This is a genomic window from Geomonas oryzae, from assembly GCF_004117875.1.
GTDB classification, from domain to species: domain Bacteria; phylum Desulfobacterota; class Desulfuromonadia; order Geobacterales; family Geobacteraceae; genus Geomonas; species Geomonas oryzae.
The window spans coordinates 141,832-167,192 of record NZ_RAHW01000004.1 but is presented as its reverse complement, the minus strand read 5'-3'; the positions used below and the strand labels follow the sequence as shown (position 1 = coordinate 167,192).

Below are 25,361 nucleotides of genomic sequence, written 5' to 3'. Positions count from 1 at the left end.
GACTGGTCTATTCTTCAGTGCTCTTCTTCAGCTTCTCCTTGAGGAGATCGCCGAAGCTGGAGGTTGCCTCGCCCTGGCTACCCATGTAGGAGGCCATCTCGGCTTTTTCCATCGCGGTCTGCAGCGCCTTGATGGAGAGGGCGATCTTCTTCTCGACCATGTCCACGTTCAGGACGGCCGCCTCGAGCTCATCGCCGACGTTGGCGAAGTCTTTCGGGGAAGCAACCTTCTCGTAGGAGATCTCGGAGACGTGGATGAGACCTTCGATCCCTTCCTCGATCTCGACGAAGATGCCGAAGTCGGTCACGGAGGTCACTTTGCCGTTGACCTTGGAGCCCGGCTTGTACTTCCTGGGGATCTCTTCCCACGGATCCGGTACCAGCTGCTTGATGCCGAGGGAGAGACGCTCGTTCTCGACGTCGATGTTGAGAACGACGGCCTGAACGGTCTGCCCTTTGGAGAAGAGCTCGCCCGGGTGCTTCACGCGGCGGGTCCAGGAGATGTCGGAGACGTGGACCAGGCCGTCGATACCGTCCTCGATGCCGATGAAGACGCCGAAGTCGGTGATGTTTTTGATCTGACCTTCGATCTTGGTACCGACCGGGTAACGCTCGCCGATCACGGTCCAGGGGTTCACTTCGGTCTGCTTGATGCCCAGGGAGATCCTGCGGTTGCCCGGATCGACACCGAGGATCACCGCCTCGACTTCCTCACCTACCTTGAGGATTTCGGACGGATGACGCACGCGGCGGGTCCAGGACATCTCGGAGACGTGCACCAGACCTTCGATGCCGTCCTCGAGGGAGATGAATGCGCCGTAGTCGGTGAGGCTCACAACCTTGCCGCTGACGCGCTCGCCTTCCCTGTAACGCTCGCCCACGTTGAGCCACGGATCGGGCACGGTCTGCTTGAGGCCCAGGGAGATCTTCCCTTTCTCGCGGTCGTACTTGAGGACCATCACCTTCAGGGTATCGCCCACCTTAACCATCTCGGAGGGGTGGCCGAGCCTGCCCCAGGACATGTCGGTGACGTGGAGGAGACCGTCGACGCCGCCGAGGTCGACGAACGCACCGTACTCGGCGATGTTCTTCACCTGGCCGTCCACGATATCGCCTTCTTTCAGGGTCGCGAGGGTCTCGGTCCTTGCCTTGTCACGCTCCTCCTCGAGGAGAACGCGGCGGGAAAGCACGAGGTTGCCGCGCTTTCTGTTCAGCTTGAGGATGCGGAACTGGTAGGTCTGGCCGATGAAGCGGTCCATGTTGCCGCCGGGGCGCAGGTCAACCTGCGATGCCGGGAGGAACGCCTCGACGCCGACGTCTACGGTCATGCCGCCTTTCACCTTGCCGGTGATCTTGCCTTCGATTACGCCACCCTCGCCGGCTGCGGCGATGGTTTCCCAGGCAACCTGGGAATCGGCCTTTTTCTTGGAAAGGACCATGTGGCCGCGGATGTTCTCACCGCGCTCGAAGTAGACGTTCACCTCGTCGCCGACCTTGACGGTCAGGTCGCCGTTCTCGTCGATGAACTCGGCGATGCGGATGGCGCCCTCGGACTTGTAGCCGACATCGACCAGCACCACGTCCTGCTCGATCTGGACCACGACGGCCTTGACCACTTCGCCGCTCTGCGGCTGCCTCAGGCTGTCCTGGAAAAGGTCGGCAAACTCGCCGCCTTCGGCCTGGTCCAGCTCCTCGTCATTATCGTGTAACCGCCTAATCGGCATATCTTTTTTCTTGAAGCTGCGTTTTTCTTCACCCATCGAAAACTGTACCCCCTCGTGTAATCTCCGTATAAAATCGAGCTAATCTAGCACATCGGTCAAAAATATCAACCTATTTTATCTTCATCTATGGCCGAAATGCGAGCTATCACCTCATCGATCAACCACTTCGGCGTCGAAGCGCCCGCCGTGACCCCGACGCGGCTCACCCCCTCGAACCAGGCCGGATCGATCTGCCCGGCGGTCTCGATGTGGTGCGTGCGCGGCAGGAGTTCCCGGCAGATCTGCGCCAGGCGTTTCGTGTTCGCGCTGTTGAAACCGCCGATGACGACCATGCAATCGACCTCTCCGGCAAGCTTCTTGGTCTCGTACTGGCGCACCGCCGTGGCGTCGCAGATGGTGTTGTAGACGCGGGTTTCCCCCCCGCGCTCCAGGCAGGCGGCAACGACGTCGTTTAAGTGCTCGAAGGACTGGGTGGTCTGCGCCACCACCCCCATCTTGGCCATGCGCGGCAGCCGGTCGACCTCCTTGCCGGAGCTGACCACGTAGACCCGCCCCGTCGCATAGGAGACGATCCCCTGCACCTCGGGGTGCACGGCGTCACCCACGACGATCACGTCGTATCCCTCCTTGGAAAGGGTCGCCACGTGCTCCTGGGCCTTCTTGACGAACGGGCAGGTCGCGTCCACCACCTCGAGTTCCGCCTGCACCGCGGCCTCGAGTTCGCTAGAGGCGACGCCGTGGGAACGGATGATGATGGTGCCGCCGTTTTCGACCTCCTCGACGCTCTCCACCGACTTGACTCCCATCTCTTCGAGACGCTGCACGACCTGCGGCGAATGGATGATGGGGCCCAGGGTGTAGGTGTCACCGCCGCGATCGGCGGCGTCGAAGGCCAGATGCGTCGCCCTTTTGACACCGAAACAGAACCCTGCGTGCTTTGCCAGTATGACTTCCATGTTTTACCCCTTCTCCCCCTTGGCGATGCGTTCGCGCACCGCCGTCTCCATGACCGCTAGCACCTCATCGATGGAGAGGCTGGTCGAGTCGATGGGGAGTGCGTCGGCGGCCTGCTTAAGCGGCGCGTGCTCGCGCCCCTCGTCCTGCCGGTCGCGCTGGATCACCTTGGCGATGGTCTCTTCGAGGGTGGCGCCGTCGCCCCGGGCGGCAAGCTCTAAGTAGCGGCGCCTGCCGCGCTCTTCGGCACTGGCGGAGAGGAAGAATTTCACCTCGGCGTCGGGGAAGACCACCGTGCCGATGTCGCGTCCCTCGAGGATCACCCCACCCTTGGCGCCCATGGCGCGCTGCATGGTCAAAAGCGCCGCGCGCACCGGCTTTCTGGCCGATACTGCGGAGGTCAAAAGGCCGATTTCCTCGGTGCGTATCTCCCTGGAGACGTCCTCGCCGTTGGCAAGGACGCGGCACCCCTCGCCGTCCCGCACGAAGGTGATCTCGAGGGTACGGCAGAGCTCGGCAAGCCCCACGTCGTCGTTCGCGGCGATGCCCGAGCGCTTGGCCATCAGTGCCACGGCGCGGAACATGGCGCCGGTGTCTATGTGAATGTATCCGAGCCGCTTTGCCAGGAGCTTCGTGAGGCTGCTCTTCCCCGCCCCGGAGGGGCCGTCTATCGCTACGATTACGCCGTTTTCTCTTACTGTGTCGCTCAACGCCTTACTACCCCCTCGAGGAGTTCGCGGAAGCCGGGGAAGGATGTGGCGATGCACTCGACGTCGGAGATCGTGGTATTTCCTTCGGCGGTAAGACCTGCGACCGTCATGGACATGGCGATCCTGTGGTCTCCGAAGCTGTCGGCCGCACACCCTTTAAGCGAGGCGACGCCGGTTATTTCCATGCCGTCCGGCGTCTCCGTCACGGTGACCCCGGCGCGTCTTAAGTTGTCGGCCATGGCGGCGATGCGGTCGGTTTCCTTCACCCTCAACTCGGAGGCGTCCCGCACGACGGTGGTCCCTTCGGCGAGCGCTGCCGCGACGCAGATGGAGGGGAACTCGTCGATGGCGCGCGGCACCACCTCACCGGAGATCTCCATCGCCTTTAGCTTCGAGGAGCGCACCAGGAGGTCCGCCACCGGTTCACCGGATTCCTCGCGCTCGTTCAGGAGCTCGATGTCTCCCCCCATCCCCTTCAGGATGTCGAGGATCCCGGTGCGGGTCGGGTTGACGCCGACGCCGCGGATCATAAGCTCGGAGCCCGGCACGACTAGCGCGGCCACCATGAAGAAGGCGGCCGACGAGATGTCGCCCGGGACCACGATATCGCGCCCGGTAAGCTCGGGGCCGCCGAAGACCCGCACGCCGCCTTCGAAGGTCTCGACCCTGGCGCCGAAGGCGCGCAGCATGCGCTCCGAGTGGTCACGGGAGAGGTGCGGTTCGCGCACCACGGTCTCGCCGTCCGCGTACAGGCCTGCGAGCATGATGGCGGACTTGACCTGTGCGCTGGAGACCGGGGAGTCGTACTCGATCCCGGTGAGCTTTCCCCCCTGGATGGCAAGAGGCGCCTTTTCGCCGCCGGCACGTCCGCTGATGCGGGCGCCCATCCGGCTCAAGGGGCCGACCACGCGCTTCATCGGGCGGGCGCGCAGGTACTTGTCCCCTGAGAGGACGGAGAAGAAGTTCTGGCCGGCAAGAAGGCCGGTGAGAAGGCGCATGGAGGTGCCGGAGTTGCCGCAATCAAGCACGTCGCCCGGCTCTTCAAGGCCGTGCAGCCCCTTGCCGTGGATGGTGACCGTCTCGCCGTCGTCGTCGATCCGCACCCCCATGGCGCGAAAGGCCTCCAGGGTCGCCAGGGCGTCTTCGCCGCGCAGGAAGCCGGAGACCCGGGTGATCCCGCTGGCGATGGAGCCGAACATGATGGAGCGGTGCGAAATGGACTTGTCCCCGGGGACACGGATTTCGCCGCGGATGCCGGTGGCGGGTTCAACGGTATAGCTTTGCATGAAGCACCTCGGTGCGGCTTTCAGTTTTTTGGTCGGACTGGTCGGACTGGTCGGCTTGCTGCCTGCTGCCTGAGGCCGCTGTTGCGGCGGCTGCGGCTGTTAAAGAATCGCGTCCCGCTTCTGCTTGGAGTTCAGGAAGAAGGAACGCAGCCCTTCGGCGTCTTCGGTTGCGACCAGTCCGCGCAGCTTCTCCAGATAGCCGGAGAAGAAATCCATCATCTCCAGAATCGCCTCCTTGTTGGTGAGCGCGATGTCGCGCCACATCACCGGATCGGACGAGGCAATCCGCGTAAAATCCCGGAAACCGCCGGCGGAAAAGCTGAGCAGATCCCCGCCGAACCGGTCGTAACCGTCGACGGCGTTCACGAGCGAATAGGCGACCATGTGGGGGAGATGCGAGATCGCCGCCACCACCAGGTCGTGCTGCACCGGATCCATGAGCGGCACGCTTGACCCGGCCACCTTCCAAAGCTCGACTACTTTCTCCAGGGCGTCCGCATCGGTGTTACCGGTCGGGGTGACGATGCACCGCCTCCCCTGGTACAGGGTGGAGAAGGACGCTTCCACACCGGAGTGTTCGGTACCGGCTATGGGATGCCCGCCGACGAAGTGGGTCCCCTCGGGCATGAGCGGCTCGCACGCGGCGACCACGTACTCCTTGACGCTCCCCCCGTCGGTCACGATGCACCCCTTTGAGAGATGCGGCGCGATCTCGGCCACCACCTGCGGAATGCTGCAAACCGGCGTGGCGATAAAGACCAGATCGGCCCCTTCGACCCCCTTTTTCGCATCGGTGGTGTAGCTGTCCAAAACGCCCAGCTCGACGCCGCGCTTCAGGTTCGCCTCGCCGCGGCCGATGCCGACCACCTCACCCACGGCCTTCTTCTCACGCAGGACACGTGCGAGCGAACCGCCGATCAGACCGACGCCGATCACGGCCATCTTCTTGAAGTAGACCATGCTAGGACTCCCTCATTGACGTGCCCGGGGGTAGGAGCCCAGCACCTTCACGAATTGGCAGCAGGAGGAGAGTTCCTTCACCGCCTCGGCGACGTCCGGATCGTCTATGTGCCCGGTGAGGTCGAGGTAGAAGATGTACTCCCACGCCTTCTTCTTGAGCGGACGCGACTCGATCTTGGAGAGGTTTATGTTGCGCTTGGCGAACGGCTCCAGCATGCGGTGCAGAATACCGGCCTCGTCGCGAACCGAGAACATGAGAGAGGTCTTGTCGTCGCCGCAACGCTCGGCCATCTTCCGTCCGATGACCAGGAACCGGGTGAAGTTGTTCACCTGGTCCTCGATGCGCGCCTTGACGATCTTCAGGTTGTAGATCGAAGAGGCGTACTCGCTGGCGATGGCCGCAGCGGTGTAGTCCTCGGCGACGATCTGCGCCGCGAGCGTCGTCGAGGCGACATCCACGAGCGGCACGTTGGGCAGGTTCTCGGCGAGCCACTTGCGGCACTGGGCCAGGGGCTGCGGGTGCGAGTAGACCTTCTTGATGTCCTCGAAGCGCCCGGTGCGGGAAAGCAGGAAGTGGGAAACCTCGAGGAGCACCTCCGCGTTGATCTTCAGCTCGCTCTCCATGAACATGTCGAGCGTGTGCGAGATCATCCCCTCGGTGGTGTTCTCCACCGGGACCACGCCGTAGTACGCCTCGCCCTTCTCGACCGCCTCGAAGACGGCCGGGATGGAGCGCTCCGGCGAAAGAGAGGCGGAGAGCCCGAAATGCTGCATGGCGGCCAGATGACTGAAAGTGGCGTTGGGCCCCAGGAAGGCGACCTTGAGCGGCTTCTCCAGGGCAAGGGACGCGGAGATGATCTCACGGAAAACGCCAAGCACCGCCTCGGACGGGAATGGTCCCGGGTTCTCCGCGGTGAGCCGGTCGTAGATCTCCCTCTCGCGGCTGGGGACGTGGAAGTCGCTGCGGTTCTCGGTCTTCACCGCACCGACCTGCATCACGAGCCTTGCCCGCTCGTTCAGAAGTTCCAGGATGTGGTCGTCAACCGCATCTATGTCCTGACGGAGTTTTGCCAGAGTCTGCTTTTCTTTCAAAGCTTTGGGTCGCCTTTCAGGAGGGATGGTGGCTCTTTGCGGAGCTGATACTTATAAGATACCCGCCGCAAAGATGCAACTTTTTTCTGTTTACTAGGAGACCTCGGCGCGCGCCTCGGGGTTCATCGGGTTCATGCGGACCGCCAGCGAAAAGAGGTATGGGTAGTCCTTCTGCAAGTGCGCCATGTAGGAAAGCCACTCGATGAGCAGGTAGGTGTGGGCGCGTTTCATGTCGCAGCTTAGGTGCTCCATGTCGCTTGCCGGCAGACCGGAGAGAGAATGACGCGCCTGGAGTTCTTCGATCAGGTGGAAAACGGCCCAGAGGAGGTCGGTGAAGGAATCGTGCTCGAGGAGGTTCGGGTTCTCCATGAGGGACAGCATCACCCCCTTCTTCTCGGCGAGGAAGCTTTTCAGTGCGGCGAGGTCGCCGACGCGGGAATCGGGACGGACGTCGTGCGTGTCGAGGAAAAGGCGGGCGGAGCGGTAATCACCCTCCTTCCAGCGCACGTTGACCCTGAGATGCCCGGAGAGCTCCTCTCCGTCGTGGTAAAAGGCCTGCAGATCCTTTAAAAGCGGCGTACCCACCTCGCTGAAAAAGATGCCGATCACCATGTTGAGCTTCTTGATCATCGCCTCGCGTTCGCGCTCCTTCAGCACCCGCTCGATCATAAGGGTGACGAAGAGGACGTAGACCGGCAGAAAAGCGACGTTGGACATGAACCCGAAGCCGATCTCCTGCAGGCGGCCGAACGCGAAGTAATCCGCCAGGTAGAGGACGAGGGAGACCACGAGCAAAAGCAAGACGATGCGGTCCTTAGGCATGCGGAGAAATTTCAAGAAAACCTCCAGACAAAAGCGCTCACGTAAAGACGCAAAGACGCAAAGCAAAACAGGAGTGGTTGAAAAGCAAAGGCAGGGGGGTCTTATACTGGGTTTTCATAGAAAATACAAGAGCTTGGTTTTTTCAGCATCACCGCGAGGGGGACAGGCACCTGCGGAGCCAGTCCCCTTCCGTACCATTATCTCACCCGATTCTCTTCAAGCCGTCGGCGATGCGGATGGTGGCACCGCGCCAGGTGGGGAAGATACCGGAGACGACACCTACCGTGAGCGCCGCCAAGAGCTCGAAGAGCAGGGTCTTCGGCGAAACGGTGAAGTAGGGGAAGTACTGGGCTAGCTCGGTTTCGATCCAGTGTGCGGCCGGGAAGGTCAGCGCCACACCGAGGATCCCGCCCAAAAGGGAAATGGCGACCGATTCCCCGAAGATGAGCCCTGCCAGGTGTCCCCCCTTGAACCCCAGCGTCTTCAGGGTCGCGTACTCGCCGATCCTTTCGCGTGCCGTCATGGCCATGGTGTTGGCCGCGACCACCATGATGATGGCGATCACCATGTAGGAGACGATCTGGATCGCAACCATGATCGCCTCGGTCATCGAGACGAAACTCATATGGAAGGCCTTCTCCGTCTCGGTCAGGGTCTCGGCCAGGGAATTCTTGAACATGGAATCCACGGCGAGCGCCACGTCGGGGGCAAGCCCCGGACTCTTCACGCCGACGACGAAGTAGCCTACCTGGTCGGCGCGCCTGGGCACGCTGCGGCGCATGGTCTCGTTCAGGTAGTTCCAGTGGAAAAGGAAGATGCGCTCCTCGGTCGCCTTCTCCTTGCCGTGGTAAATGCCGCGCAGCACGAACTCCCAGTCACCCGGGTAGATGGTCCCTTTCAGGGTGATCAGGTCCCCCACCTTCCAGCCGTAGGTCCGGGCCAGGCGCTCCCCGACGATGCACCCCTTGCGGTCGAGGAGAAAGTCGTTTTTCTCCTTGGGGGGGAGGATGAACTCGGGGTAGAGCTCGAGGTAGCTGCGCGGCTCGATGGCGTAGTTGGCGAAGAAGTTCTTCTGCTCCTTGTAGTAGGCGCCGAACCAGTTGCCGTAGGAGGCCGTGGTGACCCCGGGCACGCCGCGGATCCTCTCCAGGTAGGAGATGGGGAGCGGGAAGACGAGCGAGATGGCGTTGCGGGTGATGAGCCTCGTGTCCGAGGCATGCTCGGCGCCCGAATACCAAAGGCCGACCAGGGTCGTCAAAAGACCGTAGGCGAGCACCGCCACCGCCACTCCGACGATGGTGAGTACGGAGCGGAGCCTGTGCCGGAAAAGATTCCTGAGGATGTATTTCAGGATGAACATCAAAACCTCTCGAAAACCGAAAGCCTTACCACAGAGGACACCGGGGAGCACAGAGGACACAGAGACGGTCATATCGTCCAAGCCTCTCCCTTTGTGTTCCTCCGTGCACCTCTGCGACCTCTGTGGTGATGCTTTTATGTCGCCCTGAGCGCCTCCACTATCTTCATGCGCGAGGCCCGGAAAGCAGGGAGAGCACCTCCCACCAGCCCCATGACGACGGAAAAGAGAAGCGACTTCCAGATGATGCCGAAGTTGAGCGTGAAGGAAAAGGCAAGCTCTGAGAACGAGGCCCAGTTCATGGTGGAGATGGTGATGAGCTGCATGAACGAGGCCGCGAAGATGCCGAGGATGCCGCCGCACAATCCCAAAAGTAGAGATTCGATGATGAAGGCGGAGAGGATGCTCTTCCTCTGGAAGCCGAGCGCCCTCAGGGTGCCGATCTCGGTCACCCGGTTGGCGACCGCGGCGTACATGGTGATGGTGGCGCCGATCACCGCCCCGATCGAGAAAACGATGGTGAGCACCATCCCGAGGATGCGCAAAAACTTCGCCATCGCCTCGGACTGGTCCAGGTAGTACCGGGTCTCCCGCTTCGCCTCTACGGTGAGGCGCGGGTCCCCCTCCACGCGCACCTTGTAGGCGTCGAAAGAGGTGGTGTCGCGCAGCCTGAAGATGATCGAGGAGTACACCGGCCGCCTGAAGGCCTGCATCATCTGGTCGCGGTCGCCCCAGATCTCCGAGGAGAAGCCGGTCGCCCCGGCATCGAACACCCCAACGACGCGCCAGTCGCGCATGGCAAAACGCAGCGTCTCGCCCAGTCCGCACCCCTTGAAGCGGCGCGCCACGCTCTCCCCGGTCACCACCTCGGCCGACCCGGGCCTAGGCATACGCCCTTCCTTCAGACGGACCGCCGGCCGCAGCTTGAGGGAGGCGGGGGTGATCCCCCTGATGATGACGTTGGACGGCGTGTCGGTCACCCGTTTCTTCAGGTTGATGAGAACCACGAGTTCCTTGGCGAGAAGCGGCTCGCCGTCCTCCCCCACGGCGACCTCAGGCTGGCTCTCCAGGAGCGCAGCCTGGTCCCGTTCCACCGCGCTTTGCACCTCTGAATTGGACGATTTGCGCAAAAGCACGACGTTGTCGGGCGAGCCGGTCTGCACCAGGGTCTTTTGCAACCCCTCGGTGAGCATCAGCGTCGCGGCGAAGACGAAGACGACGAGCCCCATGCCGCTCGCGGTGAGGACCGTGGTGAGCCGCCGGGTCCAGAGGTTTCTGAAGCTGTAGGAGTAGGGAATGCCCATCTAGGTCACGCTCAGTTCGCCCTTCTCCAGGTGCCTTACGAGATGGGCCTTCTCGGCGGCGCGGGGATCGTGGGTCACCATGATGACGGTCTTGCCGAACTCGTGTACCAGGCGGTCCATGAGCTGCAGGATCTCTTCCGCGGAGGCGCGGTCCAGGTCCCCGGTCGGCTCGTCGGCCACGAGGATCTCAGGATCGGTGACGATGGCGCGGGCGATGGCGACGCGCTGCTGCTGTCCGCCGGAGAGCTGGGAGGGGTAGTGGTCCATCCGGTCGGCAAGCCCCACCACGTTCAGCACCGCCTCCACGTGTTCGCGGCGCTCGCGCCGGTTCAGGTGGGTGAGCAAAAGGGGGAGTTCGACGTTCTCGAAGGCGGTCAGGACAGGGATCAGGTTGTAGAACTGGAAAATGAAGCCGACACTGACGGCGCGCCAGCGGGCTAGATCGCTCTCCCCGAGACGGGTGATCTCAACGCCGCCTATCTCGATCTCCCCCTCGTCGGCACTGTCGATCCCCGCGATCAGGTTCAACAGCGTGCTCTTGCCGGAGCCGGACGGCCCCATGAGGGCGACGAATTCGCCCCTCGCAATATCGAAGCTGATGCCGGAGAGGACCGGGATGATCTGGGTACCGCGGCGGTAGGACTTGGAGAGGTTCCTGATCCTGACGATGGGCTCGGTCGCTTGCTCCATGCTACTTTTCCGCCGTCTTCACGCGGCTGCCGTCGCGCAGCTTGTCCAGGGGCTTCGTGGCGATGCGGTCTCCCGCTTTCACGCCGGAGTCGACCTGCACCAGGTCGCCCAGCTTCCCCCCCAGCGCAACCGGGGTGAGCTGCGCCCGGTCCCGCACCACCTTGAAGACGTAATCCTTGCCGTCACGGTGCAGGACGGCAGCGGGAGGAAGGCCCACGCGCGGCGTCCCCTCACCCGGCCGCAGCTCGCGCTCCAAAAAGGCGACCTTGGCGCTCATCTCCGGGAGGATGCGCGGGTCCTTGTCCAGGAAGCGGACCTTCACCATGACGCTCCCCTTGCTGCGGTCCGCGGTCGGGACGATGGTGTAGAGCGCGCCGCGGAAGCGGACGTCGGGAAGGGCGTCTAAAAGGATCTCGCACGGCTGCCCCACCTTCACCCTGGCGAGGTTCGCCTCGGAGACGTCGGCCTCCACCTGCAGGGACCCCATGTCGGCCATGGTGACCACGGCGGCCTTCGCGTTGGCCGCGGCGGCAAGGGGCGAAACTATGTCGCCGACGTCGGCGTTCTTGGTGAGGACCACGCCGTCGAAGGGGGCGCGGATCAGGGTGTAGTCGAGGGAGGCGTCGGCCCCCTTGAGGGCGCTTTGCGCCTGCCTCACGTTGGCGCGGGCCGCGGCCACCGCTGCCACGGCGCGCTGGTAGCGGGCTTCGGCCGTGTCGTAATCCGCCTGGGCGATGATCCCCTGGCCTATCAATTCTTTTGCGCGGGAAAGCGCCCTGGCGGCGTCCTTTTGTTCGACACCGGCCTGTTCCAGGTTGTCCTGCGCCGCGGAGACGGCAGCCGAGGCCTCTCCTTTCGCCGCGGCGACATCGCGGTTCTCCAGGCGGGCGAGCAGCTGTCCCTGTCGCACCACGCTCCCCTCCTCCACGCCGAGCCATTCGAGGCGTCCGGTCGCCTTGGAGGAAACGGCCGCCTTCCGCTGCGCCACCACGTAGCCGCTTGCGTTCAAAAGGGAAAAGGTCTGGGAAGGGTAGATGAGGGAAACGGTGGCCACCTCGACCTCTACGCTGCGCCTGGAAATGAAGGTCCAAAGTCCCAGGAGAAGGGCGATGAGCACCACGGCGGCGACGATGCGCGGGCGCCGGGTTCCGGTGCCGCCGGGAGTATAGCGTTTCTTGTCGATGGTCAGTCTGTTCAGGTCGTCTTGCGCCATGCCCGGTCACCCCGATAAAGCGGATTCAATAAAAGCGGAAGCTAACACATTTTAAGGCAGCGGGGAAGTCCGCAATCTTCCTATAGCTCCTCGAGCAGGACCTATCTCCACGTCCGGACGCTCCGAAACGAGCCAGGATTCCAGTTCCTGCAGCAGTTGCCTCGCGCGCGTCGGGCTCGCCGCCACGGTGACGAAGCAGAGTTCCGCGTCGGCGGGCTGGTCGTGCAGAGCGCTCTCGGAGCAGGCGACGTTGAAGCGGTTGCGGGCCCGCGACAGCACGCTCTTCACGATGGAGCGCTTTTCCTTCAGGGTGCGGCTGGGGAGGAGAAGCCTCATTTGCAGTAGGGCCACGTGCATGGCGTTGCTCCTTTTTCGACATCCCCTCTCCCTCCGGGAGAGGGTCAGGGTGAGGGCGTCGGCAGTTGGGACATCCCGCTTCGGGGCAACGCCCTCACCCGCCCTCCGGGCACCCTCTCCCGGGGGGGAGAGGGGACTAGCGCACAGTCCCTGGTCAAATTCCCATTTTTGCCCTGCTTCCACCGAAGGCGGCTTAAAGCGAGCTCAGCAGCGGCTTCGGCGGTAATCCAGTATACACGGGGACCCTGCCGTCGCAGCCTTTGCGTGTTGTTTTGCGGGGATAAATTGAGTACACTGGCGCCTCGCCAAACGGAGGGTCCCATGAAGAAAACTCTGTCCACCCTGCTGCTCGCACTCGCCTTCGGTTCGTTGACCGGCTGTGCCACGACCATGCCGGCGCAGGTTCCCGAACGTTTTCAGGTGCAGGAGATCACCGACTGCGATGCTGGTTCCCCGTTCGATGCCGGCGCGAAGGGCACGGTCGCGTACGTCGAGCACGGTTCGCTGCGGCTCGTCAACCTGCACGGAAACGTTAAAGCCGTTGCGGGAACGGGAGTCAGGCTCCTCAGCTTCTCCCCCTCGGGGGACAGGCTGGCGGTCGCCCTGACGCCGGCCGAAAGCACCGTCCTCCGCATCCTCGACACCGCCGGGAACATCTTGGCCGAGACGCTGGTCGAGGGACGCGTGACGTCCATCACTTGGCGGTCCGAAAAGGAGTTGCTTGCCGGCGCACTCATGGTCAAGAAGTTCAGCTTCGGGACCCAGATGGCGTCACGCCTTTACCGGTGGGACGGCGATGCGAAACCGGAAATGACGGCTCTGGGCGACGTTACGCTGCGCCCCAAGGTGGCGCGCCTCCCGGAAGCCCTGCTTTACGACCAGATGATCGTGGCGCTTTCGCCGTACCGCGACGAGATCGCCTACACGACGGTGAAGGACCCGCCGCTTTTCAACCCGTACCTGAAGGTGAACATCTGGAATCTGACGACGGGCTCCAGCAAAAGCATCGCCGAGGCGCCGCTTGGCGCAGGCAAGGTGGTCTACGCCCCGGACGGCGAGTCGCTCATACTGGGGGGAACGCCGGGACGCCGCGTTTCCCTACCGGCGGGGAAGGACCTCGAGACCTGGAACGGCCCGGGAAGAGCGCCCTCCCTATCTCCCTCCGGGAACTATCTCCTCCTCGGCGGCCACCTCTACCTGCATAACAAGGAAATCGCCACCTTCCCCCCCGACGCGAAAGGGATGTTCCTGCCGGACGGCACGGGCGCACTGGTCATGTACAAAGAGCAGCTGTACCTCGTCTCCGGACTGGCGGACGAACCGCCGCCTCCCCTTGCAGAGAACATGGAGCGGACGCTCAAACTGCGCGCCCTGCGCAGCCAGGGGCTCATCACCGACGCGGAGTACTTGGAACAGCTTAAGAAGGAGACCAAATGATGAACCGAGCAGTCCTGACGGCGACCGTTCTCGCCGCACTCATGGCACCCCGTCTGTCGGGCGCCGCCGAACCCTGCATCCCCTGCCACACCGAGAAGACCCCGGCCGCGGTGGCCCAGTGGCAGGGAAGCGCGCACGCCAAAGCCGGTGTCGGGTGCGAGAAGTGCCACGGCAGCGACCACGACAAGATCGTGAGGGGCGAGGCGAAGGTCGGCATGAAGGTCTGCGCCCCCTGTCACAAGAAGGCGTACGAGGAGCATCGCTTAAGCAGGCACGGCATGGGGCTCCACTCCGGGTGGGGATGCACCAGGGGGCTTCCCGACCGCAAGAAGGACGAGTGCCGCTTCTGCCACCAGCCGGGCGACGAGATGCCGCGCTCGGACGTGCAGTGCGCGCGCTTTTTGAAACAGTCCCCGGAGATGGGGGAGATCGGCTGCAACTACTGCCACAGCGTCGAGGACGCCTGCGATTCCTGCCACTCCAAACACATGACCGACCTTAAGATCGTGCGTGATCCGAACTCCTGTGCGAAGTGCCACATGGGGCCGGACCACCCGCAATGGGAGATGTGGCAGACCTCGCTGCACGGCACGCTGAACGTGAGTGCGGGCGCTAAGGCGGGGCCGGACTGCCAGACCTGCCACATGCCCAAGGGGACCCACAACGTCTCCATCGGCATCACCATGAACTCGGGCGGCGTCCCCTATCCCGCCGCCAAGGCCGAACCGGCACGCAAGGAGATGCTGAACATCTGCAGCGCCTGCCATGCGCCTACCTTCGCCAAACGCGAACTCGAGCGCGGCGACCTCGTGCGCAGCCAAAGCCTCGCCATCCTGAAGGAGGCGGAGCACATCATCTGGGACCTGAACGACCGTGGGCTCCTCGACCCCATGCCGGAAAACCGGCCGCCGCACCCGTTGAGCGGTCCGCGCCTGGTGACCGACAGCCAGATGCTCTACGAGGACACCTCCCACATCGAGCGCCTCTTCTTCAAGATGAAGAAGTACGACTACGCCCGCACCGTGAAGGGGGCCTACCACCAGAATCCCTCATACACCCACTGGTACGGCAACGCCGAGCTGAAGATGGACTTAGTCGACATCAAGAGCGAAGCGAGCCGCTTGAAGGAGCGGGGGCAAAAGGGTGCGGGCGCGAAGACGCAACCCGGTGCGGAGGACGAGCTGAAGGCGCTCAAGAACAAGTTCGACAGGGGGGCGCTGAGCGCCGAGGAGTACGCCAAAGAGAAGGGCAAGGTACTCGAAAGAATGAGGTAAAACAAAACCTGTAGCCACGGAGAAAATCTGAGGACTTCTGAGAGAAGCAGAGTCAAAGTCTAAAAAGATTCAAAGGTTTAACATCCAAAGCCTTCCGGGTTTTCTCAGATTTTCTCAGATTTTCTCCGTGGCCGATGGTTTTAGGCTTTCGGCCTTTTTACTTGCCCCTCGGGGGCAAAAGGTGTATCCATGCTCTCCCCGCTCGCGCGGGATAAGAAATACACGAAGGAGAAACATCGATGGGCATTCTCGCCAACACAGTAAGCGTCTGTCACTTCAAGGTTCAGGGTGAGATCCCGCAACAGCAGGACCTCCACGACTTCGTCACCAAGCAGTTAGCGGCGAACCGGTTCAACCCGATCGACCAGGGGAGCGAGGAGATCTCGGTCGGCTGGGCGCACCTGGACGACCCCAGGGTCTCCGACTTCGATTCCCCCGCGGCCTGCTGCCGCGAGCACTACTTCATGTTCACCCTGCGCCGCGACAAGCGCTCCGTTCCTTCCGCGGTGCTGAAGGCACACCTGGAAAAAGCGCAGGAGGAATTCCTGGCGGAAAACCCCGGCATGACCAAGGTGCCCAAGCAGAAGAGGGAGGACCTGAAGGAGGCGGTGCGCGCCATGCTCCTCTCCCAAACCCTCCCCACCCCGGCGACCTATGACGCGGTCTGGGACACGAAGAGCGGCATCCTCACCTTCAGCTCGCTTTCGCCCAAGGTGATCGAACTCTTCGAGGAGCAGTTCAAGAAGACCTTCGAGGGGCTCAGGGTCTCCGCGTTCCACCCGTACGCCCGCGCCGAGAGCGTCCTCGACGACGAGCACAAGGCGCTCCTGCAGCAGGCTAACAAGGCGGGGGGCGACAACTACCTGGAGCTCATCAAGGAGAACCAGTGGTTAGGGGCCGACTTCATGCTCTGGCTCATGTACCAGACCATGAACGAGTCTTCTGAGTACACCGTGAACCAGCCGGGAGTGCTCCTCGCCAAGGAGGGTTTCGTAGCCTACCTGGACGACCGCGTCGTCCTCCTGGGCTCCGGCGAGAACGGGGCCCAGAAGATCACCGTGGCTGGTCCGCAGGACCACTTCAACGAGGTGAGAAGTGCGCTCCTCAACAAGAAGCAGATCACCGAGGCGACCCTGCACATGGAGACCGGCGACGACCACTACAAGCTGACGCTCAAGGGGGAGCTCTTCCACTTCGCCTCCTTCAAGTCTCCTGCGGTTAAGCTCGAGAAGGACAGCACGGTGGACGAGGCGATGGAGCGCGAGGCGGTGTTCTTCGAGAGGATGCTCCTTCTGGAGAAGGGGAATCAGCTCTTCGATTCCGTGTTCGCGACCTTCCTCGAGCTGAGGCTGGGGAACCAGTGGGCGGAGCAGGCCGAGGCGATCCAGAAGTGGCTCAACGTCTGCTGCTTCTGCAACAGGCCGCTGGAATAGGAGACCGAGGGATTCGTCCTCTTCAGATGTCAGCCATCCGGGGGGATATTGATGCTAGCGTCCCCCCTCCCCTTGCGGGAGGGGGTAAGGGGGTGGGGTAAATTGCCATCTTTTCCGCTGCTTGCGGCTTCACCCACCCCCCTGCCCCCTCCCGTCAAGGGAGGGGGGGGACTGAGCGCCTTTAACGGTAAGAGCCTTTACTCCTCGCTTCCGAGGGCTCGGACGATGCGGCCGCCGCCGACCAGCTCGTCCCCTTGGTAAAAGACCACGGACTGTCCCGGGGTGACCGACTTCTGCGGCTCGGCGAAGCGGACCTCGCCGCGCCCGTCCCCCAGAAGCTTCACGCTGCACTCGATCGGCTCCTGCCGGTACCTGATCTTGCAGGTGGTTCGCACCTCGTCCCCCTCCGCCGGAACGACCCAGCTGAGCTCGCAGGCAACGAGCCCGGAAGCGTAGAGGATACCCACCTCGCCCACCACCACCTTTCCCCCGACCGCGTCGATGGCCACGACGTAGAGCGGTTCCTTCCAGGCGATGCCGAGCCCCCTTCTCTGCCCGATGGTGTAGCGGTGCGTGCCGTTGTGACGCCCGAGCACGGTCCCGTTCACGTGGACGATCTCCCCCTTTTTACCGGCAAGACGTCCTCCCTGCTCCAGAAATGCTACGTAGTCGTCGCCGGGAACGAAGCAGATCTCCTGGCTGTCGCTTTTCTGGGCCACGGGGATGCCGAACCCTTCCGCCAGCCTTCTCACCTCGTCCTTGCTCGGCATCTCCCCAAGCGGGAAGATCACGTGGGCGAGCTGCCGCTGGGTGAGCGTGTAAAGGAAGTAGGACTGGTCCTTTGCGAGGTAATGCGCCTTCAGCAGGTGGTAGGTCCCCGCCTCGTCGCAACTGGTACGCACGTAATGGCCGGTGGCAAGGTAATCGGCGCCGAGCTCAAGCGCCTTGTCCAGGAGAAGGCCGAACTTCACGTAACGGTTGCAGCGCACGCAGGGGTTCGGCGTCTCCCCCGCCTGGTACTGGGCGCGAAAATCCTCCATGATGAGGCGCCCGAACTCCTCTTCCAGATGCACCTGGTGAAACTCTATCCCGAGGTACTCGGCGACCACCTGGGCGTCCCCCTTTGCCTGCGGGTCCTCCCCCTCGCGCCGAAACAGCTTCATGTTGATGCCGATCACCTCCGCACCCTGCTCTTTCAAAAGGGCGGCGACCGTCGATGAATCCACCCCGCCGCTCATGGCGACGGCAATCTTCCTGCCTTTATAATCTGCCGACATATCTGCTCCGTGTTCCTGATTAGCTGCGCATCCATACTTGACCGAATCGCCTTCGTAAGGCAACACTTTTTCGCCTGCCCATACCTCGAGGGGAATGCTGCGCTGCGTACTCAAGTTTGGACGCCTTCTGCCGATTCTTACTGGTATCACCTTCTTTTCTGAACTACACCGGCCGCCGGCCCGTAAACCGTTCAAGGAGATCACCATGGCCCTCTCCCTCACCATCAGGCGTCTGCTGGGCAACCAGCCGATCGACCTTCCCGTATTCCACCCCATCGCGCTGAGGCTCGTCCACCTTTTGCAGACGACGGACTTCACGATGGGCCAGGTGACGGACCTGGTCAACGAGGACCAGTCGCTCGCCGGCCAGATCCTCAAGATGGCGAACTCCCCGCTGTACATCGGGCGGGTACGCGCCGAGACGGTGAAGGAGGCGACGGTGCGCCTGGGGGCGCAGGAGATCACCAACCTCGCCATGGCGGCCTCACAGGCGAGCCTCCACGCCTCGGAGAACCGCACCATCAACGGTTTCATGCAGTCGCTTTGGCTCCACAGCCATGCCTGCGCCCTGGGCAGCCGCTGGCTCATGCGCCGGGCCGGATACCCGCAGCACGCCGACCAGGCGTACATGGCGGGGCTTCTGCACGACATCGGCAAGCTCTACCTTTTGAAGGCGCTGGAGCGGCTGAACCAGATGGGGGTGGCACAGGCGGCGCTGGAAGAGGACCTGTTGCTGGAGATCTTCGAGGAGTTGCACATCGAGCAGGGATGCCGGCTCATGGAGCACTGGAACATGCCGAAGGTCTATTACAACGTGGTCGCCAATCACCACGATGAGAACTTCGACACCCAGGACATCGTGCTGACCGTGGTGCGGCTCGTGAACACGGCGTGCCGGATGAAGGGGATCGGGCTGGTGAGGGATGCGGACCTCGACCTCGCCGAGCAGACCGAGGCGGCGATCCTGCAGCTTACCCAGGAAGAGATGGACGACCTTTTGGACGTTCTCGAGGATTCCCAGGAGCTGGTTCTCTAGAAAAGCCCCTGATACTCCAGGATGATGGGGAGGTCGGCGTCGGCCCAGTCGAGCTCCAGCATCCGCTCCGGAGAAAGCCAGGTCATCGCCGAATGTTCATGCAGGGTGATTTCACCGGATACGATGCTGCAGATGTAGGGATAGAGCGTCACATCGAAGGCGGGATAGCTGTGGGTGACCGGCGTGAGCGGGCGCCCGACGGCGATCTCCACACCCATTTCCTCCACCAGTTCACGCTTCAGGCATTCCTCCCGCCCTTCTCCGGGCTCGATCTTCCCGCCCGGAAACTCCCACCTAAGCGGCAGGTTCATGGATGCGCTGCGCCGGGCCGACAGGACCAGCCCGTCCCGCTCGATGACGGCGCAGGCTACGTGGACGTGCTTTCGCGCATGCGGACTCGCAGCGCTGGCGGAAGCCATGTTCATTTCAATCACCTCGTGCAGGAAAATACAGCAACGGGAAGAAAGAGGTCAAGGGAATCCGGAAGCGACGCCACTCTCTTCTGCAACCAGAGGTGGATGAATACGCGCCCGCGTAGCAGGGAGATTGCATCTGCCGGCGCCCTCACCCTGACCCTCTCCCGGAGGGAGAGGGGATGTGGACATAGCTTTTTTGGGGGGCAGGAAGCCGGGGGTTACGGTAGCACCAGCGGGATCTGCAGCTGGAAGACGGAGCCTCCCTCGGGCGCGTTCTCGGCCCAGATGCTGCCGTCCATAAGCTCGGTCATGCGGCGCGCGAGGGTTAGCCCAAGGCCCAGCCCAGGGAAGGAGCGGGTGATCGAGCCGTCGGACTGGGTGAAGTCGCTGAAGATGCGCTCGAGATCCGCGGGATCGATGCCGACCCCGGTATCGGAAACCGAGAACTGCAGCATCGGGATCCCGGCCGTCTCCTGAACGCGCACCTCCAGCCCCACCCCTCCCTCGCTTGTGAACTTCACCGCGTTCCCGAGCAGCATGCTGAGCACCTTGTGCAGCATCCCCTGGTCGCTCACGACGGCGGCCGGCAGTGCCGGGTCGAGCAGGACGGCGCACTGCAGACCCTTCGCCTGCGCCAGGGCGCGTGCTTCCATGGTTACGGTGTCCAGGAAGGGCTTCAACTGGAACGGCGCGTTCTCCGGGGCTCCACCCTCCCCTTCCAGCCTGCTGGTCTCGATGAGGTCCTCCACGATCCCCAGAAGCCGCAGGGCCGATTTCTGGACCATCCCCAAATACTTGCGTTTGTTGTCGTCCTCCTCGCTGTTCAGCACGAGGTCGGTCATACCGATGATCGGGGTGAGCGGCGTGCGCAGTTCGTGACTTACGCTGCGCAGGAACTCTTTCTTGGCCCGGTCGGCGGCGCTCGCCAGGGTCTCCAGTAGGTCGCGGTAGCGCTTCAGCTCCAGGTGGTTCTTTACGCGCGCCCTCACGATGTGCGGGCTGATCGGCTTGGTGAGGTAGTCGATGGCGCCAAGCTCCAGCCCCTTGATCTCCTGTTCCTCCTCGATCATGGCGGTGACGAAGATGATCGGGATGTCGCGCGTGGCGGGGTCGCTTTTCAGGATGGTACAGAGCTCGAAGCCGTCCATCCCCGGCATCATGATGTCGAGCAGGATCAGGTCCGGCTTGTCCGCACGGATGAGCTCCAGGGCATCGGCGCCGCTGGTGGCGAAGAAGAGCTCGTAGTCGTCCCCGAGGCTCTCGCTCAGGATCTCGATGTTGGCTGGTGTATCGTCGACGATCATGACCGTCTGGCGTTTCATGTATTCTCCCTCGCTCGGGGCGCGCTACTGGGGCGCCGGGAATATGGCGAGCAGTTGCCGCGCCTTTCTGAAATCGAGTTTTTCCATGCAGGCCTGCAGCGCCTGCAACTCGTTGGTGTACTCGCCGCGGGGAACCTGGGCGCAGAACTTCTCGAACTGCCGCTTGGCATCGAGGCTGTTGCGGGCCAAAAGCCGCTCCAGCTTCCCCTTCTCCGCGGTGAAGCGCTGCGGCTCGAAAGCACCTTCGGGTGCGGTCTTCACCGGCCTTGCCGCGCCCGCAGCGGTCGGTCGCACCTGCGGTTGCTCCGCCGCGCGCGAGAGGGCCCGGATCATGCCGTCGACCATGAGCGAAGGACGTACCGGAGCCGCGTACACCGCACTCACCCCCCACTCGTCCCCGGACCGTTGCACCTCTTCCAACTGCCCAGCGGCGGCGGTAACGATCACCGGAACGCGACCGTGGTACCGGCTGGCGGTACCGCGGCACAGCTTTTCCACCCCACCAACGCCCGCAGTGGCGCCGTCGACGACCACCAGGTCGAAAGGATGCGCCGCCTCGTCCTCCAGGGCATCCAGCGCCTCGGCCACGCCGGCAACGGCACAGAGCTCCATCGGCATCCCCTGCAGCATCTCGCCGACCCCCTCGACCGACGCGGCGTCACCGTCCACGAAGAGCAGGCGCATGCTGCGCAACTGCACCTCTTTGCTCTCGACCACGGCGTTGCCGGCGGGTGGCAGGGCGAAGCCGACCGTGAAGAAGAAGCTGCTTCCGGTGCCGGGAATGCTATGCACCTTGAGCTCGCTCCCCATGAGCTCGACCAGTTGACGGCTGATGGAGAGGCCGAGCCCCGTGCCGCCGAAGCGCCGCGTGGTGGAGCTGTCCGCCTGCGTGAACGGGGTGAAGATGCGTTCCATCTGCTCGGGGGTGATGCCGATGCCGGTGTCCTGGACGCTGAACTCCACGGCAACCTCCCCCTCACCCTGCCCGACCGGCTTCACGGCTAGTACCACCTCGCCGCGCTCGGTGAACTTGAGGGCGTTGCCTATCAGGTTGTTCAGCACCTGGGTAAGGCGCAGCGGGTCCCCCATGAGCTTTCCGGGGAGCTCGGGGGCGAGACGCACCCTGAACTCGATCCCCTTCTCCTGCGCCTTCAGGTGGTGCATGTCGGAGATGTTTCCCAGCACCTCGTGCAGGCTCAGTTCGGTCTTTTCCAGCTCGACCTTGCCGGCCTCGATCTTGGAGAAGTCGAGGATGTCGTTGATGATGTTCAAAAGGGTCCGGCTCGACGAGCAGATCTTCTCCAGGTAGTCACGCTGTTTCGCGGTGAGCTCGGTCTTCAGGGCCAGGCGGCTGAGCCCCATCACGGCGTTCATCGGGGTGCGGATCTCGTGCCCCATGTTGGCAAGGAATTCGCTCTTCGCGCGGCTTGCCGCCTGCACCAGGTCACGCTCGCGGCGCAACTCCAGCGCCTCGCGCTTCGCGGTCACGTCCTCGACCACGCCGATCAGGTATTTGGGTTCCCCCCCCGGTGCGCAGACGAGCGACTTGGTCAGGTTGACCCAGACGAGCGAGCCGTCCTTGCGGATCTGCCGGATCTCTATGCTGTAATTGTCGATCTCCCGGTTGATGAGCCGCGAGAGGTGGCTCTGCTCGGCGGCACGGTCTTCCGGATGGATGGTCTGCTCGAGGGTCCACCCCATGAGTTCGTCCTGGCCGTACCCCAGGATGTCGCAGAAGCGGCTGTTGATCCTGATCAGGATGTCGCTCAGGGCGATGTGGCAGATGCCGACCGCGGCCTGCTCGAAGGTGTTGCGGAAGCGCTCCTCGCTTTCCTTCAGCTGTTCCTCGGCCCTTTTCCTGAAGGTGATGTCGGTAAGGACGCCAAGAAGGCCGTAGACCCGGCCGCGGTCGTCCTTAAGGGGGGTGAGGGACTTGCTGACCCAGGTGCCGTCCTTCTCGCGCAGCTCGTCGTGCTCAACGGCGCAGCCTTCCTGCATCACCCTGGCGTCCTCTTCCTGCCGCTTTTTGGCGAGGGGGGGGGCGACGATATCGTAGTCGGTCTTGCCGAAGACCTCGGCGGGCTGCAGCCCCAGTTCACGCGCGAAGCTCGAGTTGCAGGAGAGGTAGACGAGGTTGCAGTCCTTTAGGAAGATGCGCTGCGGCAGGTTCTCGATCAGGCCGCGGTAGCGCTTTTCGAAGAAGAGGGCGCTTTCCGCCTCCTTGCGCTCGGTTACGTCGTGCACCACGCTCACCACCCTAAGCGGCGTCCCGGAGGTGTCACGGAAAACCTCGCCGACCTCCTCGAGGATGCGCTCCCCCCCACCCGGCCGGAGCAGGGCGTACTCCACGGCGAAGGAATCGACGCCGTTCAGCGCCTTTTCGACCGCGGCGGCCACGGCCTCGCGCCCATTGCCCGGCAGCAGCGCGAGAAAAGCCTCGTAACTTGCCGGGGCCTCCTCGAAGGGAACGGCGAAGATCCGGCAGAGCTCTTCGGAGCAGTCCAGCCTGCCGCTTGCCATGTCCCAGTCCCAGCTGCCGATCTGCGCTATGCGCTGCGAGATGCGCAGCTGCTCTTCGCTGCGGCGCAGGTCTTCCTCGGCCTGCCGGCGCCACTTAAGGCGCAGGACGTGAATGCCTGCCACGAAAACCATCGCCAGCGCACTCACCGACCAAGCCTGGGGGCGCAACGCAGCGACGTAGAGCACGAGCAGCAGCAAGGCGCAAACCGCCAGGAGCATGGTATTTCTGCTAACGCAAGTAAGTGACCTGTAACCAGAGGGCATGGGTGACCTTTGCACCTGAATTGCGGCGTTGTTGACGCGACGATGATCTTATCGGCGCCACGCCGGAAAACATTAATGAAATTAGCGGAGAAGGGAGGGGTTTCGTAGTGCGCACCGCTCCCGGCATCCGGCGACTTTTTTCCGCCCTTATCGGATCGAGCGCCGTTTTTGGAACGCTCTGTGCTCTTCTACTTGTTATCCTGTCATTTTCAAGGCGGTGTCAATCGTCGTAAGGGGGTGAAACACATGGGAAAAGCGGTCCTGTACATTCGCGACGAGGAACTCCTGGGGAGCCTAAAAAAGAGGCTCAGGGATCGAGGTTTTGCTGAAATAATAGCGCCGGGGAGTCCGGGAGAGCTTTTGAACGAGGCGCTGTCCAGCCATCCGGAGGTGGCCGTCATCGAATACGGCGCCGCAGACCAGGAGGTAAGCGGCGTCGCGAAAAGGCTTTGGGAAAAGCTCAGCCTGCCGATCATCATGATCGCGGAGAGCTCCGAGGTGGAGGAGGTGCAGACCTGGGGCGAGGCGACGGTGTCCACCATCCTCGCCAAGCCGGTGCGCGAGGACGAGCTGGTGGCGGCGGTCGCGCTCTCCATCGCGGCCGCACGTCGCGTGGAGCGCTTGAAGGAGGAGGTGACCTCGCTCAAGGAGAGCATCGAGAGCAGGAAGGTGATCGAGAAGGCGAAGGGGCGCCTCATGGAGCGGGACAAGCTCTCCGAGGCGGAGGCGTTCCGCCGGATGCAGAGGCTCGCCATGGACCGGAGGATTTCCATGCGCCAGCTGGCCGACGCCATCCTCCTCACCGAGAGCATCGCCGGCTGAAGCCGTTTCCCCACCGCGGCGGGGGAAAAGAAACGGTTGACACCCGGCCGACCATTACCTATATTTCACCAAGGTAAAGGGGAGTAGCCAACGGTTGAACCGCAACCGACCCGTGTTCGTCAGGACGGCCGGAAAGCCCGGACATGGGGCATGACAATCCAGTCAGCAGGCAAGACCTTTATCCAGTGCTTCAAGCGCCTGGGTAAAGGTCTTTTTATTTGATCAGTCAACCAGGCTCAGGAGGTAACGTCATGAACAGATTCAAGACCGCAGTCCTGCTCACCACGCTCACGCTGATCATGGTAGCCCTGGGAAGCGCCATCGGCGGCCGGGGGGGCATGTACCTCGCCTTCTTCATGGCGTGCGTGATGAACCTCTTCTCCTACTGGTTCTCGGACAAGATCGTGCTGCGCATGTACGGTGCCCAGGAGATCACCGAAAGCGAGAACCCCGCCTTCTACGGCATGGTGCGCCGGCTCGCCCTCCAGGGGGGGCTTCCCATGCCGAAGGTCTACATCATCCCGTCCGAATCCCCCAACGCCTTCGCCACCGGGAGAAACCCCGAGCATGCGGCGGTGGCCGCGACCGAGGGGATCCTGCGCATCCTCACCCCGGAGGAACTGGAGGGGGTGATGGCACACGAACTAAGCCACGTGGCGAACCGCGACATCCTCATCTCCACCATAGCCGCGACCATAGCGGGCGCCATCTCAATGCTGGCGAACATGGTGCAGTGGGCCGCCATCTTCGGCTCCCGCAGTGACGATGATGAGGGAGGGGGATGGGGAGGCTTGGCGCTCGCCATCATAGCCCCCATCGCCGCCATGCTGATCCAGCTCGCGGTGTCGAGAAGCCGCGAGTACCTGGCGGACGAGAGCGGCGCGAGGCTTTGCGGCAAGCCGCGCTCGCTCGCCAACGCGCTCAGGAAGCTGGACCAGGCCTCGCACGTTTTGCCGATGCAGGAGGCGCGCCCCGCAACGGCGCACATGTTCATCGTGAACCCGCTCACCGCCGGTGCCCTCATGAAACTTTTTTCCACGCACCCTCCCATGGAGGAGCGGATCGCGCGGCTTGAACAGATGGAACGTTAAC

General features: G+C 63.1%; 22 protein-coding genes. 6 read left to right on the top strand and 16 right to left on the bottom strand.

The genetic code is table 11. The annotated features are described in order from the left end of the window. Window positions 1–7: 7 nt before the first annotated feature. The 12 genes from D6Z24_RS11475 to D6Z24_RS11420 all read right to left on the bottom strand — a co-directional run bounded on the left by D6Z24_RS11475 (window position 8) and on the right by D6Z24_RS11420 (window position 12,468). Window positions 8–1,759: a 30S ribosomal protein S1 gene (locus tag D6Z24_RS11475; RefSeq protein ID WP_129126734.1), complete on the bottom strand. Its 1,752-nt coding sequence runs from the start codon at window positions 1,757–1,759 to the stop codon at window positions 8–10. A 68-nt stretch (window positions 1,760–1,827) separates the two neighbouring features. After that, window positions 1,828–2,679: a 4-hydroxy-3-methylbut-2-enyl diphosphate reductase gene (gene ispH, locus D6Z24_RS11470; protein ID WP_129126733.1), complete on the bottom strand. Its 852-nt coding sequence runs from the start codon at window positions 2,677–2,679 to the stop codon at window positions 1,828–1,830. 3 nt (window positions 2,680–2,682) lie between these two features. Next, window positions 2,683–3,387 (bottom strand): (d)CMP kinase, encoded by a 705-nt coding sequence (gene cmk / locus D6Z24_RS11465; protein ID WP_129126732.1) that lies wholly within the window; start codon window positions 3,385–3,387, stop codon window positions 2,683–2,685. Then, window positions 3,384–4,673 (bottom strand): 3-phosphoshikimate 1-carboxyvinyltransferase, encoded by a 1,290-nt coding sequence (gene aroA / locus D6Z24_RS11460; RefSeq protein WP_129126731.1) that lies wholly within the window; start codon window positions 4,671–4,673, stop codon window positions 3,384–3,386. Before aroA ends, cmk begins: the two co-directional genes overlap by 4 nt. Before the next feature lie 99 nt (window positions 4,674–4,772). Beyond that, window positions 4,773–5,633, bottom strand: a complete 861-nt coding sequence (locus D6Z24_RS11455) for a prephenate dehydrogenase (RefSeq protein ID WP_129126730.1) — start codon at window positions 5,631–5,633, stop codon at window positions 4,773–4,775. Between the two features lie 12 nt (window positions 5,634–5,645). Beyond that, on the bottom strand, window positions 5,646–6,725 hold the full coding sequence (gene pheA / locus D6Z24_RS11450; RefSeq protein WP_129126729.1) for a prephenate dehydratase: 1,080 nt from the start codon (window positions 6,723–6,725) through the stop codon (window positions 5,646–5,648). Window positions 6,726–6,818: 93 nt separating this feature from the next. After that, window positions 6,819–7,562 (bottom strand): hypothetical protein, encoded by a 744-nt coding sequence (locus tag D6Z24_RS11445; RefSeq protein WP_129126728.1) that lies wholly within the window; start codon window positions 7,560–7,562, stop codon window positions 6,819–6,821. Window positions 7,563–7,749: 187 nt separating this feature from the next. Further along, window positions 7,750–8,907, bottom strand: coding sequence for an ABC transporter permease (locus tag D6Z24_RS11440; protein WP_129126727.1), 1,158 nt, complete (start codon window positions 8,905–8,907; stop codon window positions 7,750–7,752). 134 nt (window positions 8,908–9,041) lie between these two features. Then, window positions 9,042–10,208, bottom strand: a complete 1,167-nt coding sequence (locus tag D6Z24_RS11435) for an ABC transporter permease (protein ID WP_129126726.1) — start codon at window positions 10,206–10,208, stop codon at window positions 9,042–9,044. Next, window positions 10,209–10,898, bottom strand: a complete 690-nt coding sequence (locus tag D6Z24_RS11430; protein WP_129126725.1) for an ABC transporter ATP-binding protein — start codon at window positions 10,896–10,898, stop codon at window positions 10,209–10,211. Between the two features lies 1 nt (window position 10,899). Further along, window positions 10,900–12,111, bottom strand: coding sequence for an efflux RND transporter periplasmic adaptor subunit (locus D6Z24_RS11425; RefSeq protein ID WP_129126724.1), 1,212 nt, complete (start codon window positions 12,109–12,111; stop codon window positions 10,900–10,902). A 51-nt stretch (window positions 12,112–12,162) separates the two neighbouring features. Next, window positions 12,163–12,468 (bottom strand): DUF503 domain-containing protein, encoded by a 306-nt coding sequence (locus D6Z24_RS11420; protein WP_129126723.1) that lies wholly within the window; start codon window positions 12,466–12,468, stop codon window positions 12,163–12,165. A gap of 321 nt (window positions 12,469–12,789) precedes the next feature. Here D6Z24_RS11420 and D6Z24_RS11415 point away from each other — a divergent pair, with 321 nt between their 5' ends. From D6Z24_RS11415 to rdgC, 3 genes are all read left to right on the top strand, one after another. Next, window positions 12,790–13,905: a WD40 repeat domain-containing protein gene (locus D6Z24_RS11415; RefSeq protein ID WP_129126722.1), complete on the top strand. Its 1,116-nt coding sequence runs from the start codon at window positions 12,790–12,792 to the stop codon at window positions 13,903–13,905. After that, complete coding sequence (locus D6Z24_RS11410; RefSeq protein WP_198419544.1) at window positions 13,905–15,179, top strand: multiheme c-type cytochrome; 1,275 nt, start codon at window positions 13,905–13,907, stop codon at window positions 15,177–15,179. The genes D6Z24_RS11415 and D6Z24_RS11410 overlap by 1 nt, the downstream gene beginning before the upstream one ends. A gap of 239 nt (window positions 15,180–15,418) precedes the next feature. Then, on the top strand, window positions 15,419–16,612 hold the full coding sequence (gene rdgC / locus D6Z24_RS11405) for a recombination-associated protein RdgC (protein ID WP_129126721.1): 1,194 nt from the start codon (window positions 15,419–15,421) through the stop codon (window positions 16,610–16,612). A 197-nt stretch (window positions 16,613–16,809) separates the two neighbouring features. Here rdgC and mnmA read toward each other — a convergent pair whose 3' ends face one another. After that, on the bottom strand, window positions 16,810–17,889 hold the full coding sequence (gene mnmA, locus D6Z24_RS11400; protein WP_129126720.1) for a tRNA 2-thiouridine(34) synthase MnmA: 1,080 nt from the start codon (window positions 17,887–17,889) through the stop codon (window positions 16,810–16,812). 205 nt (window positions 17,890–18,094) lie between these two features. Between mnmA and D6Z24_RS11395 the strand changes: the two genes are divergently transcribed. Then, window positions 18,095–18,925 carry an HDOD domain-containing protein gene (locus tag D6Z24_RS11395; RefSeq protein WP_129126719.1) on the top strand — a complete coding sequence of 277 codons (831 nt, stop codon included), beginning with the start codon at window positions 18,095–18,097 and terminating at the stop codon, window positions 18,923–18,925. Here the strand turns inward: D6Z24_RS11395 and D6Z24_RS11390 are convergent. From D6Z24_RS11390 to D6Z24_RS11380, 3 genes are all read right to left on the bottom strand, one after another. After that, window positions 18,922–19,350, bottom strand: coding sequence for a (deoxy)nucleoside triphosphate pyrophosphohydrolase (locus tag D6Z24_RS11390; RefSeq protein ID WP_246014647.1), 429 nt, complete (start codon window positions 19,348–19,350; stop codon window positions 18,922–18,924). The two genes, D6Z24_RS11395 and D6Z24_RS11390, sit on opposite strands and share 4 nt — an antisense overlap. Before the next feature lie 209 nt (window positions 19,351–19,559). Further along, complete coding sequence (locus tag D6Z24_RS11385; RefSeq protein WP_129126718.1) at window positions 19,560–20,663, bottom strand: hybrid sensor histidine kinase/response regulator; 1,104 nt, start codon at window positions 20,661–20,663, stop codon at window positions 19,560–19,562. A gap of 24 nt (window positions 20,664–20,687) precedes the next feature. Then, window positions 20,688–23,402 (bottom strand): PAS domain S-box protein, encoded by a 2,715-nt coding sequence (locus tag D6Z24_RS11380; protein WP_246014646.1) that lies wholly within the window; start codon window positions 23,400–23,402, stop codon window positions 20,688–20,690. A 291-nt stretch (window positions 23,403–23,693) separates the two neighbouring features. Here D6Z24_RS11380 and D6Z24_RS11375 point away from each other — a divergent pair, with 291 nt between their 5' ends. After that, window positions 23,694–24,269, top strand: a complete 576-nt coding sequence (locus D6Z24_RS11375) for an ANTAR domain-containing response regulator (protein ID WP_129126716.1) — start codon at window positions 23,694–23,696, stop codon at window positions 24,267–24,269. A gap of 251 nt (window positions 24,270–24,520) precedes the next feature. Next, the gene (gene htpX, locus D6Z24_RS11370) at window positions 24,521–25,360 is read left to right on the top strand and encodes a zinc metalloprotease HtpX (RefSeq protein ID WP_129126715.1); all 840 of its coding nucleotides are present in this window, start codon (window positions 24,521–24,523) and stop codon (window positions 25,358–25,360) included. Window position 25,361 lies beyond the last annotated feature (1 nt).

Excerpts from the sequence above, each read along its gene's own strand:
- D6Z24_RS11430 (WP_129126725.1), bottom strand. The coding sequence starts at position 10,898 with ATGGAGCAAGCGACCGAGCCCATCGTCAGGATCAGGAACCTCTCCAAG.
- D6Z24_RS11380 (WP_246014646.1), bottom strand. The coding sequence starts at position 23,402 with ATGCTCCTGGCGGTTTGCGCCTTGCTGCTGCTCGTGCTCTACGTCGCT.
- D6Z24_RS11390 (WP_246014647.1), bottom strand. The coding sequence starts at position 19,350 with ATGAACATGGCTTCCGCCAGCGCTGCGAGTCCGCATGCGCGAAAGCAC.
- D6Z24_RS11475 (WP_129126734.1), bottom strand. The coding sequence starts at position 1,759 with ATGGGTGAAGAAAAACGCAGCTTCAAGAAAAAAGATATGCCGATTAGG.
- D6Z24_RS11385 (WP_129126718.1), bottom strand. The coding sequence starts at position 20,663 with ATGAAACGCCAGACGGTCATGATCGTCGACGATACACCAGCCAACATC.
- D6Z24_RS11415 (WP_129126722.1), top strand. The coding sequence starts at position 12,790 with ATGAAGAAAACTCTGTCCACCCTGCTGCTCGCACTCGCCTTCGGTTCG.
- D6Z24_RS11440 (WP_129126727.1), bottom strand. The coding sequence starts at position 8,907 with ATGTTCATCCTGAAATACATCCTCAGGAATCTTTTCCGGCACAGGCTC.
- D6Z24_RS11435 (WP_129126726.1), bottom strand. The coding sequence starts at position 10,208 with ATGGGCATTCCCTACTCCTACAGCTTCAGAAACCTCTGGACCCGGCGG.
- D6Z24_RS11420 (WP_129126723.1), bottom strand. The coding sequence starts at position 12,468 with ATGCACGTGGCCCTACTGCAAATGAGGCTTCTCCTCCCCAGCCGCACC.
- rdgC (WP_129126721.1), top strand. The coding sequence starts at position 15,419 with ATGGGCATTCTCGCCAACACAGTAAGCGTCTGTCACTTCAAGGTTCAG.
- aroA (WP_129126731.1), bottom strand. The coding sequence starts at position 4,673 with ATGCAAAGCTATACCGTTGAACCCGCCACCGGCATCCGCGGCGAAATC.
- mnmA (WP_129126720.1), bottom strand. The coding sequence starts at position 17,889 with ATGTCGGCAGATTATAAAGGCAGGAAGATTGCCGTCGCCATGAGCGGC.
- D6Z24_RS11395 (WP_129126719.1), top strand. The coding sequence starts at position 18,095 with ATGGCCCTCTCCCTCACCATCAGGCGTCTGCTGGGCAACCAGCCGATC.
- D6Z24_RS11375 (WP_129126716.1), top strand. The coding sequence starts at position 23,694 with ATGGGAAAAGCGGTCCTGTACATTCGCGACGAGGAACTCCTGGGGAGC.
- D6Z24_RS11410 (WP_198419544.1), top strand. The coding sequence starts at position 13,905 with ATGAACCGAGCAGTCCTGACGGCGACCGTTCTCGCCGCACTCATGGCA.
- ispH (WP_129126733.1), bottom strand. The coding sequence starts at position 2,679 with ATGGAAGTCATACTGGCAAAGCACGCAGGGTTCTGTTTCGGTGTCAAA.
- D6Z24_RS11425 (WP_129126724.1), bottom strand. The coding sequence starts at position 12,111 with ATGGCGCAAGACGACCTGAACAGACTGACCATCGACAAGAAACGCTAT.
- D6Z24_RS11455 (WP_129126730.1), bottom strand. The coding sequence starts at position 5,633 with ATGGTCTACTTCAAGAAGATGGCCGTGATCGGCGTCGGTCTGATCGGC.
- htpX (WP_129126715.1), top strand. The coding sequence starts at position 24,521 with ATGAACAGATTCAAGACCGCAGTCCTGCTCACCACGCTCACGCTGATC.